Genomic DNA, 9,668 nt, shown 5'->3' on the forward strand with positions numbered 1-9,668 from the left:
CGCTCGGGCAGCACGATCTCGTCGCGCTTCATGTGGTAGTAGGCGCGGTCGCCCTGGACGTGGCGGACCGGCACGCCAACGTCCTCCATGACGCGCTCGGCCTCCTGATGCACCTTCCAGAGCGGCTCGGGCGGGGCGTTGGTCCGCTCGGGCAGCCCGTCGGCCTGCTCCGCGTTGAACACGGTGTACTGGCGGACGAACGGCGCCTTGAGCTTCTCGTAGCGGTAGACCTTCTTGCCCTCGGCGTCCCTCCTCGGCCGACCCTGCTCGTCGGTCACGGCGATCCGCTTCTTGTCCTGGAAGGAGAGGATGCGGGTGCCGCGCTCGCCCTTCCTGACCTGCCCGCCCCGGGTCTGGATCTGGCGGTAGGTGCCCCAGCGCACGTCGCCGTAGCCCTGCTCCTGCTGCACGGAGGCGAGGTGCAGGCTGTTCCCGCCCCGGTAGGAGCGGTCGGTGTCGACGTTCATGGGCATCACGCGCTCGCCCGGCGCCCACGGCTTCTGCCAGGGCGCGGTGCCCTGCCGGATCTGCTCGATGATCGCGTCGGCGAACTTGCGGTGGTATTCGTCGTGGTTCATGCGTCCACCTCCTCGCCGGCGGCGCCGTGCGGGTCGTCCCAGGCGGCGGCGATCTCGTCCTCGTCGCCTACGTCCTCGGGGAAGAGGCCGTACTGCTCGGCCAGGAAGGCGTCGACTTCGAGCGTGTCGCCGCTGTCGCGGGCGAGTTCGCGGTCGAAGTCCTCGAACGTCTTGACTCGGATGGTCCGGTCGTCGCACTTCATGCGTTCACCTCCTTCGGTGGTTGGGTGGTCCATGTCGGTTCCGTGATCCAGCGGCCGGTGGCCGCGTCGTAGCCGCGCACTTCGAGCGCCTCTTCGACGAACCGGCGCCCGTCGCGGCGGGTCACGTGCAGCACGAGCGCGATGCCGTCGACGACGCCCCGGCAGGTGACCTCCCAGGGCAGCGCGTCGCCGGCCTGCATGGCGCAGCTGGCGAGTCGCGAGAGCGCGGAACGCGCGTTGTTGGCGTGGATGGTCGTGAGGGACCCGCCGTGCCCGGTGTTGAGGGCTTGCAAGAGGTCGGCGGCCTCGCCGCCCCGGACCTCGCCGACGACGATGTGGTCGGGCCGGTGGCGGAGCGCGTGGCGCACCAGGTCGCGGATCGAGACGGGCGTCTCCGAGAGCGTGGCTCCCGCCTCGAACCGGAGGCAGTTCGCCCGGTCGATCCTGAGTTCGAGGGTGTCCTCGATGGCGACGATCCGCTCGTCCTCGGGCAGGAGTTCGATCAGCGCGTTCAGGAGCGTGGTCTTGCCCGAGCCGGTGCCGCCGGAGACGAGGATGTTCCGGCGCGCCGCAAGCGTGGCCCGGGCGGCCTGGAGCGCCTCTTCCGGGAGCGAGCTCATGCGGACGAGATCCTCGGCCGTGAACGCCCGGCCCCCGAACCGGCGGATGGTGATCGCGACCTCGGGCGCGGCGGGCGGCGTGCAGATCGCGACCCGCGATCCGTCCTCCAGCCGGGCGTCGAGGATGGGCCGGGCGGCGGGATCGAGCCCGAGCGGCCGGGCGATGTGGATCGCCGCTCGGTGGAGCCATGCCGCGGTGAGCCCGGGCGCGTCGTGGGGCTCCAGCGTCCCGGCGCGCTCGACCCAGACGTTCGCGGGTCCGTTGATCATGATCTCGGAGACCCCGGGATCTTCGAGTAGACCCTCCAACCCCGGAAGGAACGGGACGAGGTGGCCGACGCCGCTGGCGCGCTTCATATCCGCCCCTCCTCGCGCTGCCGCCAGTAGCCCTGGGTCCTGGGCAGGTAGTGGGGCTTCAGGTAGACGCGCCGCGCCGGGAGCGACTTGACGCCGTCGTACGGGAGGCAGATCGCCTGATAGTTGGCGAGCAGCCCGAACTGACGCGGGGTGAACACCGGCTCCCGCTGTTGCCGGAACGACTTGCTCGCCCCGAGCTGGCCGTCGCCGCCCCCGGCCCGGCCGGACAGGAGCGAGAACTCGGGCTTGTTCGAGGTCTCGGTGAACGTATAGGACGCCTGCGTCTTCTTGACGTCGCCGCACATTTCGGACGCGATCTTGGCCGACGCGTCGTCGGAGAGCGACAGGAAGATCCGGGTGCGGAGCGTCTGGACGAGCGTGCGCCACGCCTCCCCCGACGGGAGCACGGAGCGGAGCGAGGAGATCGACTGCGTGGCGACGATGGGGATGCAGCGGCACTGGCGCGTGAGCGCGAACGCCTTCTCGTCGCCGGAGGGGTCGTCCTGCCCCACGGTGGCGAAAGCCTGATATTCGTCGCAGATGAACACGGCGGGCCGCATGTAGCGGTCGGGCCGGAGTGCGGCCTCTGCGGGACGCCGGAGCAGCGCCTGCATCCAGGCGTTCTTGAGGAACACGCCGATGGCGCGTGCCAGCGCCGGGTTCGCCCCGGCTGGCATGTTGAGCGCCAGCACCTTGCCGCCCTCGATCAGGTCGGCGAGCGGCGGCAGCCTGCGCCGGAGTCCCGGGATGGGCTGCACGTCCGGGACCTCCTCTCCTTCGTCTCCGTCCGTCCGTGCGTCTGGGGGGTCGTCCTTCGGCGGCGGCGGGCAGAACACGCGCGCCACGTCCGGCTGATCGAAGAGCGACAGGAACACCGAGATGCCTTCGACGATCGAGGTGCGGAGCTTGGCGTCGAGCTTCGTCCAGTCGTGCCGGTACCATCGCTCGACGGCCTCGACCTGCTCGGCGTACTCGCGTCCCGCCCCGCTTCCCACCGGCTCCGTGGCGCACTCGACCTTCAACTCCGCGAGAAGCGCCGCGCGTTCCGGATCGAGGGGACACGCCACCGTGTCGCTGCCGGGCGCCATGTCCCAGTCCCAGTCGCCGAGCGCCTTCCGGTGCTTGGTGAGAACCTTGGCGGCGATGACAACTCGCATGGGGCACCGCCGAAGCGCCTCGGCCTTCGCCTCCCCGATCTTCCGGGCGAACAACTCCGCCTCGACCGTGCAGCGGTAGATGTCGCGGAGCGTGACCCAGCCGCCCGGCAGGAGCCGGTGCAGCTCGACGATCCAGCGAACGAGGTTCGTGTAGGCCTGCTGCCAGAACGGTTCGCGGGACTTGCCGAAGAGCTGGTTGATGAGCGACGCGACGCTGTACGCCATCGAGTAGGAATCGAGCAGCGGATCGTCGAGCGGGTTCCACTGCCAAGCCCCCCCGAGCCCGATTTCGAGGTAGTCGTCCTCGCGCCCGGCCTCGCCCAGGATGCGCCGGACCTGGTGACAGAAGTCCCCTTTGACCTCCAGCACGAGCGCGCCCGCGCGGCGGTCGGCATCTTCGGCCTGCCAGGTGAGCAGCTGCCGCGCGAACGGGTACATGCAGGCCGTCGTCTTGCCGGTGCCGACCGCCCCGACGACGAGCACGCCGGTGTAGAGTCCCCTCTCGGGAACGACGAGCCAGGAGGGTTTGTCGCTCTCCCGGGCAACGGTCGGGTGGTGCAGTTCCCCGACGACGAGCGACGGCGCGTCGTCCCCGGGCGAGTTCGGCCAGGCGGGCAGCCTGCCCCGGTTCCGGCGCATCGCGAGCGGCTCCAGCCAGACCCGCGAGACCGAGCGCATCACGTTGCCGGCCAGGACGACGGCCGCGCCGGGCGCTAGGTAGTACCACGCGCGGATCGCCGCATGGATGCCCGGATCGTTCTGGGCGATCAGGTCGAGAAACGGGTTGCCGCCGACGGGCGGAAACGGCGCGAGCAACGCGCGCGCGGCGGTCGCCGCCAGGGCCGCCCCGGTGAGGACGAGCGTCCACGGCTTCATCGGCCGGACACCCTTCCCGGAGGGATCCCTGGCGCTGGAGCGACCCGTCGAGGCGGGGGGGCGAGTTGTGAAAACACGCTCGGCCCTACGCCGCACCGAGCCCTCGGCGAGGCGGGTCGCTCCAGCCACGGCCCCCGTGGCCCGTCCGGCGTCGGGCCGGCGGGCCGCGGGGCCGCAAGACGCCACCGCGCAAGCGGATGGACGGAAGGCCGCATGTGAATCGCCGGGGGCCGGATTCGTGAAACGACCCCCCGCGTCGTTTTCACGCCGCGGTTCGGCATTGCGAGCCCTCCGCTCATCGGTAGCGGACCCTTGCGAGGCGCTCGGTCCGCCAAGCGGCCCCGCGGTCGATCGATCCGCGCCCGCCCCGCCGGCGCGCCTGCTCCTCCAGCGCGACGCTGCGCTTCAGCGCCGCCTGGAGGCCGCCGAACTCCTCGAGGATGTGGACCGCGCCCTTGAGGATCGCCCGCTCGATCCGGGCGAGCTCCTCGGCCGCCCCGGCTTCGGGCTCGGCGGGACCGCCGGGCTCGGACCATCCTCGCGTCACCCGCCGCGCCCGGTCGAGCTCCCGCGCGGTGCGCGCGACGGCCACGACCTCGACCGACCGGCCAAGTCCCCGGAGCGCGCGCCAGAGCCCGCGGTGCGCCCGGCCCCACGAACGGAGCGCCGTCGAGGTCTCGTGGCCCGGATCGGTGTAGACGAACAGAGCGCGGGCCGAGTCGAGCGCGACCGGCAGCTTCACGGGGAAGTAGCGGCGGGTGGTGCGGGCGGCGCCCCGGTACACGCGCACGGGCAGCAGCGAGCGTTCGATGCCGAGCGCCTCGAACGCGGACACCTTCTCCTGCTCCGTGGGGAGCCAGGGCAGGTCCGTGTGCTCGATCACGTAGTCGAGCGACAGCAGGCGGCGCAGAAGCACTTCGGTCGAAGCGCCGCGGCGGTGGCGGATGTGCTCGGCTCCGAGCGCCCGGTAGACCGGGCGGGCGAAGATCCGGCCGACCCGGCCCATGCCGGCGACGCCGGGCTCCGTCTCCTCGCTCGCGACGCGCTCAGCGATCAGGGCGTGGACGCCGCGCCGGACCTGTTCCGGGTGCGCGCCCATGAACCGCGCCCACTGCGCGCGGGTGAACACGCCGCTGTGGAGACACACGAGCGCGACCCATTCGGCCTTCCTGCCCGTCCAGCCGAAGGCTTCGAGCGCCTTCTCGCGGCCCTTGAGATGCGCGATCATCGCTCGTCTCCCGTCACGAGCGCCCGGTCGGCCCGCATGTAGGTGACGAGGAGCCCCATCGGGTTGTGGACGACGAGTTCGTTCGGGATCGAGTCGAGGAACTCGAACCGGAGCGTGAGCGACCAGCGCTCGCGCCGCAGTTCCTGCTCGCCCCTCAGATGCACGAGGTCGAAGTCGGCCGTCGCGCCGTGCGGCGGCTCGGGCGCGGGGTGGATGCGGAGCACCACCTGCTCGACCTCGGTCTCGGCCTCGGCGGTGCCCGCCGCCACGCCCGCGACCTCCGCGCCGTCTCTCTGGAACGCGGCGTTCGCGAGATCCGTCGAGAGGAACCGGAGGCTCCGGGTCCATTGCTCCTGCGCGGTCGCGCGGCGGCGCGAGTGGAAGTCGTGGACGAACCGGTTCAGGAAGTACTTCGTGGTCGGGTCGAGCGGATCGGCCTGCGCGGTTGCGGCCTCGTAGGCCAGCGCCTCGGCGCGGCCCACCTCGTCCACGCGGATGACGATGGGCTTGGGCGGCTCCGCGCCCGCGATCCTCAGCAGCACGAAGACGCCGAGCACGCAGCTCGCCGAGAGGAAGATGAGGATGGTCCGCAGCTTCCGGTTCGCCTGCACGGCCTCGCCCCAGATCTCGGCGTACTCGCGGCCCGCGTCACGGTCTCGTTTCATCATCGGTGTCTCCTTGGGGCTCAGACGGGCTTGACGGGAGCGGCGGCCTTGCTCGCCCCCTGCATGACGAGCGCGACGAACCCGGACCCGGCGGAGCCGGAGCCGGACACGAGCATCGAGGCGAGCTCGCCGACCTTGAGCCCGGCCATCAGGCCGGAGACGACGAGCGGCATGAGGACGACGGCCCAGAGCCATAGCTCGAACGGGTCCGCCGTGCCGGTGGCCATCAGGGCATCGGCGTAGGTCGTGATGTAGCCCATGCCGACCCCCATGAAGACGCGCAGCACGGCCCCGGCCACGACCCCGTAGAGCGTGTAGACCATCATGGTCCGGAACCATCCCCAGAACAGGAACGAGAGCGGCTCGAAGAGCAGGAACGCGATGAACACCGGACCGAGCAGGATCGCGATGGCGATGGCGACCTGCGCCCAGATCACCTGCGCGTAGGTGACGCAGAACAGCGCCAGCAGGCAGACCACGAGCGAGGCGCCCATCACGAGCGTGATGAGCGAGGAGAAGATCACGGTCGCGCCCGCCGTCACGATCGAGAGCAGGTTGCCCGTGGACCATGCCGCGCCCAGGTGCGCGGAGTACGCCTGCACGAGCGCGGTCATCTCGGTGTAGCCCGCCGACACCACGTCGGACAGGAACAGGTTCTGGAGCCAGATCCCGCCTCCGGCGACCATGGCCGGGAACGTGAGCCCGACGCCGGGGATCGGGACGACGTAGTAGTGGAGCAGCGTGCGGGGGATCGCGATCCCGATCACGAGCTTGACGATCTCCCACGGCTGGAACGTGCCGCTGAACGCGATCTTGAGTCCGGTCCAGGCGACCATGACGGCGGCGAGCCCGCCCCAGAGCTGGAGCCCGAGCGTGTGAACGTCGGGCGCGGCCCCGCCGACGACGGTGTCGAGCACCACGTCGAGGAAGCTCTTGAAGTCCTGAAGCTGATCGGCGGGGATCTGCGCCGGGACGTTCGGGTCGATGGACTGCGGGGGCAGTTGCATGGCCGTCGCGCCCTACCGGTAGAACGACGGGACGCGGAACAGGAGCCCGTCCCTGAGCGCGGCCCGGTTCAGCGAAGCCGCGTTCCGCATGGTCCCGGCGAACGCGTTCGCCCGCGCACGGCCATCGTGCCAGCGGCCCAGCCAGTCCAGGTGCGCGAGTTCGGCCTGCCTCGCCCGGCTCGCCTCCATTGCCGTCTGATGGGCGAGCACTTGGCCGAGGGCCGCGTTGATCCTCCCCTGGCTCAGCGAGGCCGCGACTCCGGCCTGCTGAAGGGCCGTGTTGGACAGGTTTCCGTTCGCAGTGAGGTCCGCGAACGAGCCTTGGGCGCTCTCGATGGTCCCGGCGAGCGCGGCGGCCGCGTCCAGCGCCGCGTAGTCCAGCACGCGCTGCCGGTCGGCGGCCTCGCGGGCGCGGCGGTGGTCCTCCAGCGCGCGCGTCGCGGCTTGGGGCGGAAGGTTCGCAAACAGAGCCAGGATGTCGGCGTCCGACACCCGGTCGGCGGCGTGGCGGATGGTTCTCCAGTGCCGCGTGAACGAGCGTCCGCTGCCCATCCTCCGGACGGCGTCGACCGTGCCCCGGGCCGGGCCGGTGAAGTCCGAGCGCCAGCCGAGTCCGTCGCGCACGAGGCCCACGGGATCGGCGGACAGGTCGGAAAACGGCTGGAGCAGCGCGTCGATCTCGCCCTTGGCGGCGCGCTCCATGTGGTCGAGCTGGTCTTCGAGTTCCGTAAGCTGGCGGGCCATCGACCGGATCTGGGTGACCTGGTGCGAGATCTGCGTGATCTGGTTCGCGATGATCGTGGCCCGCTGGAACCAGCTCCCGAAGTCGAACTGCGCGCTCGCGGGACGGGCGCCCGCGAAGAGCAGGACAGGGACGAGCAGTGAGGGGGCGAGGATGCGGTGAAGCATGGAAGAGTCCTTTCGTGTCATCGGTGTGTCGTATCGCGCGGGACCAAAACATCGGAGGTGAACCAGATGCGGAGCCGGTGGCCCGCGCGGATCGTGATCTCGGGGAGCCGGTTCAGATACCGGTCCAGCATCGAGGTGGCGCTGCCCCCGAGTCCCTGCCCGACGCCTGCCCGGAGTCCGTAGGGCGAGGCTCCGGCGAGCGTGAGCCCGCTCAGCGCGCCGACCGCTCCGGCGGCCGCGAACGTCGAGAGGTAGTGGCGGTTCACCCGGTCGCGGAGCGCGCTCTCGCCCACCTGGTTGAGGCCGGTGAACTCAAGGTCCACCCAGCTTCCGCTCGGCAGCAGCAGCCGGTGGAACGCGACGGCGAGGCGGCTCTGGTCCCGGTTCTGGACGGCCTGGGCCGTGCCGACGAGGCGCGCGCCGCGCGGGATCAGCACCCGCTCCCGGTCGGCCGAGTACAGCGGCGCCGACACCATGGCGAGCACCGGGCCCGGGAACTCCCCCGACAACTGGGTGACGAGCACCGCCTCCAGGAACGTGCCCTCGTGGATGCGTTCCCAGCCCGGCGGGTCGTGCGGCCGAACCAAACGGCCGGGCTCGGAGGTGCGCGGCGCGGCGGGAACGTCCGCCTGCGGTGCCGGGCCTCCGACGCCGGGCGCGAACTCTCCCGCGGCCAGCCCGGCCGCCATTTCGGCCTCAAGGGCGGCGAGGGACTGCCCGAGGGAAGCGAGCGCGCCGTCGAGCGACGCGTCTGGAGACTCGGGCGCCACGAGAAATGCCGCCTCGTCCGAGGCTCGGTTCGGATCCCGGTGCGACTGCGCGACGGGTGGCGAGCGGAGCGAGCGCGTCCTGCGCTCGACCTCCTCCAGCCGGAGCGCCTCGCGCAACTCGAACTCGGCCTGGCCCATGCCGGCCCCGGCCCTGCCTGAACTTGCCGCCGTGTCCTGCCCTAGGGCACCGGACTGCCGCCGTTCCCGATCCGCATCCGCCGCCGCCTGCTGGCTCTGACGGTCGGTTTCGTCGCTGAGGCGCCCGTCGAGCGACCGGCCCGTGCGGTCGTCCACGGGCCGGGCCGGCGTGGGAGCGACGCCCTCGGCCGTCTCGTCGGGACCGGAAAACGACGAGGAGAGCAGCAGACCTGCCACGAGCACGGTGATCAGTGCGATCCCGGCCTTCGTGACGAAGCCGCCCGGAAGCGCGCCCTTCGGCTCCCTCACCCACTGCTTCCAGCGGCTCATTTCGAGCCATCCCCGGGCTCGAACCGCCACCCGGCCCGCCGCTCGCCGATCTGGAGCCACCCGTCGCTCATCACATGATGCACGATGTAGAGGCCGTCCCCGGCGAGCTGTACGAGGACGACCGCCGGCTCGCCGTCCCTGAGTTCGTATACTGCGGGAGACTCTTGGCCGCGCGAGCGGATGTAGGTGAACTTGCCGTCGTGCCACATCGCCTCGACCAGGAACGGCCGCCGCGTGGCCGCCCGGTCAAGGCGGTACTCGAACGCGATGCGTGTGGGATATTCCGAGCGGAGCGCCTCGATCTCCGCTTCGGCTCGCCGGCGGGCTTCGACGATCCCCGCCTCGGCTTTTTCCTGTGCGCGGCGGGCGGCTTCGACGGCCTCGGCCGCCATTTGGCGGTAGGCGGAGACTTCGCTCCGGGCCACGAACCCGGGGGCCCCGGACGGAGCCTCTCCCTCCGCGCCCGCCTCTACGCGGACGACCAGGTGGGGCGGCTTCTCCCCGTCTTCGGAGACGAGGAACGAGTAGATGCGCCCCGACTCGCAGACGAGCGCCACGTTCGTCGCCGCATCCTCGGCCAGCGGCTTCAGGTACGCGACGTTCGCCGCGCCGGTCAGGTGCCAGTACTCGGAGTCGCCGGCCACGAAGTCGAGGATCCGCTCCCCGGCCGGAAGCACGATGACCGTGGTATGCCGCACGCGTGCGCGGAGCCGGGGGATCCGCTCTTCGCCTTCCTCCGGCACGGGCACGCGCAGGTAGGCGGCATCAGCACTCTCTTGCTGCGCGGCGGCATCGCAGGGAACCACGGCCAGAAGCAGCGTCAGCAGGAC

General features: G+C 71.3%; 10 protein-coding genes. All 10 read right to left on the minus strand.

Features of this window, described 5'->3' with window-relative positions:
* A partial coding sequence (locus tag RN901_RS06610) for an ArdC-like ssDNA-binding domain-containing protein (protein WP_310757202.1) occupies nucleotides 1–578 on the minus strand: 578 nt, incomplete at its 3' end.
* Nucleotides 575–781 carry a hypothetical protein gene (locus tag RN901_RS06615; RefSeq protein WP_310757204.1) on the minus strand — a complete coding sequence of 69 codons (207 nt, stop codon included), beginning with the start codon at nucleotides 779–781 and terminating at the stop codon, nucleotides 575–577. The genes RN901_RS06610 and RN901_RS06615, both read right to left, overlap by 4 nt.
* Nucleotides 778–1,758: an ATPase, T2SS/T4P/T4SS family gene (locus RN901_RS06620; protein ID WP_310757205.1), complete on the minus strand. Its 981-nt coding sequence runs from the start codon at nucleotides 1,756–1,758 to the stop codon at nucleotides 778–780. The genes RN901_RS06615 and RN901_RS06620 overlap by 4 nt, the downstream gene beginning before the upstream one ends.
* On the minus strand, nucleotides 1,755–3,791 hold the full coding sequence (locus tag RN901_RS06625; protein ID WP_310757207.1) for a type IV secretion system DNA-binding domain-containing protein: 2,037 nt from the start codon (nucleotides 3,789–3,791) through the stop codon (nucleotides 1,755–1,757). The genes RN901_RS06620 and RN901_RS06625 overlap by 4 nt, the downstream gene beginning before the upstream one ends.
* Nucleotides 3,792–4,086: 295 nt before the next feature.
* Nucleotides 4,087–5,019 (minus strand): hypothetical protein, encoded by a 933-nt coding sequence (locus tag RN901_RS06630; RefSeq protein WP_310757209.1) that lies wholly within the window; start codon nucleotides 5,017–5,019, stop codon nucleotides 4,087–4,089.
* Nucleotides 5,016–5,687 (minus strand): VirB8/TrbF family protein, encoded by a 672-nt coding sequence (locus RN901_RS06635; protein ID WP_310757211.1) that lies wholly within the window; start codon nucleotides 5,685–5,687, stop codon nucleotides 5,016–5,018. The genes RN901_RS06630 and RN901_RS06635 overlap by 4 nt, the downstream gene beginning before the upstream one ends.
* A 17-nt stretch (nucleotides 5,688–5,704) precedes the next feature.
* The gene (locus RN901_RS06640; RefSeq protein ID WP_310757214.1) at nucleotides 5,705–6,691 is read right to left on the minus strand and encodes a type IV secretion system protein; all 987 of its coding nucleotides are present in this window, start codon (nucleotides 6,689–6,691) and stop codon (nucleotides 5,705–5,707) included.
* A gap of 12 nt (nucleotides 6,692–6,703) precedes the next feature.
* Nucleotides 6,704–7,600 carry a hypothetical protein gene (locus RN901_RS06645; protein WP_310757216.1) on the minus strand — a complete coding sequence of 299 codons (897 nt, stop codon included), beginning with the start codon at nucleotides 7,598–7,600 and terminating at the stop codon, nucleotides 6,704–6,706.
* A 17-nt stretch (nucleotides 7,601–7,617) separates the two neighbouring features.
* Nucleotides 7,618–8,838, minus strand: a complete 1,221-nt coding sequence (locus RN901_RS06650; protein WP_310757218.1) for a TrbI/VirB10 family protein — start codon at nucleotides 8,836–8,838, stop codon at nucleotides 7,618–7,620.
* On the minus strand, nucleotides 8,835–9,668 hold an 834-nt coding region (locus RN901_RS06655; protein WP_310757220.1), incomplete at its 5' end, for a TrbG/VirB9 family P-type conjugative transfer protein. The genes RN901_RS06655 and RN901_RS06650, both read right to left, overlap by 4 nt.

The organism is Candidatus Palauibacter soopunensis (assembly GCF_947581735.1).
Lineage (GTDB): Bacteria > Gemmatimonadota > Gemmatimonadetes > Palauibacterales > Palauibacteraceae > Palauibacter > Palauibacter soopunensis.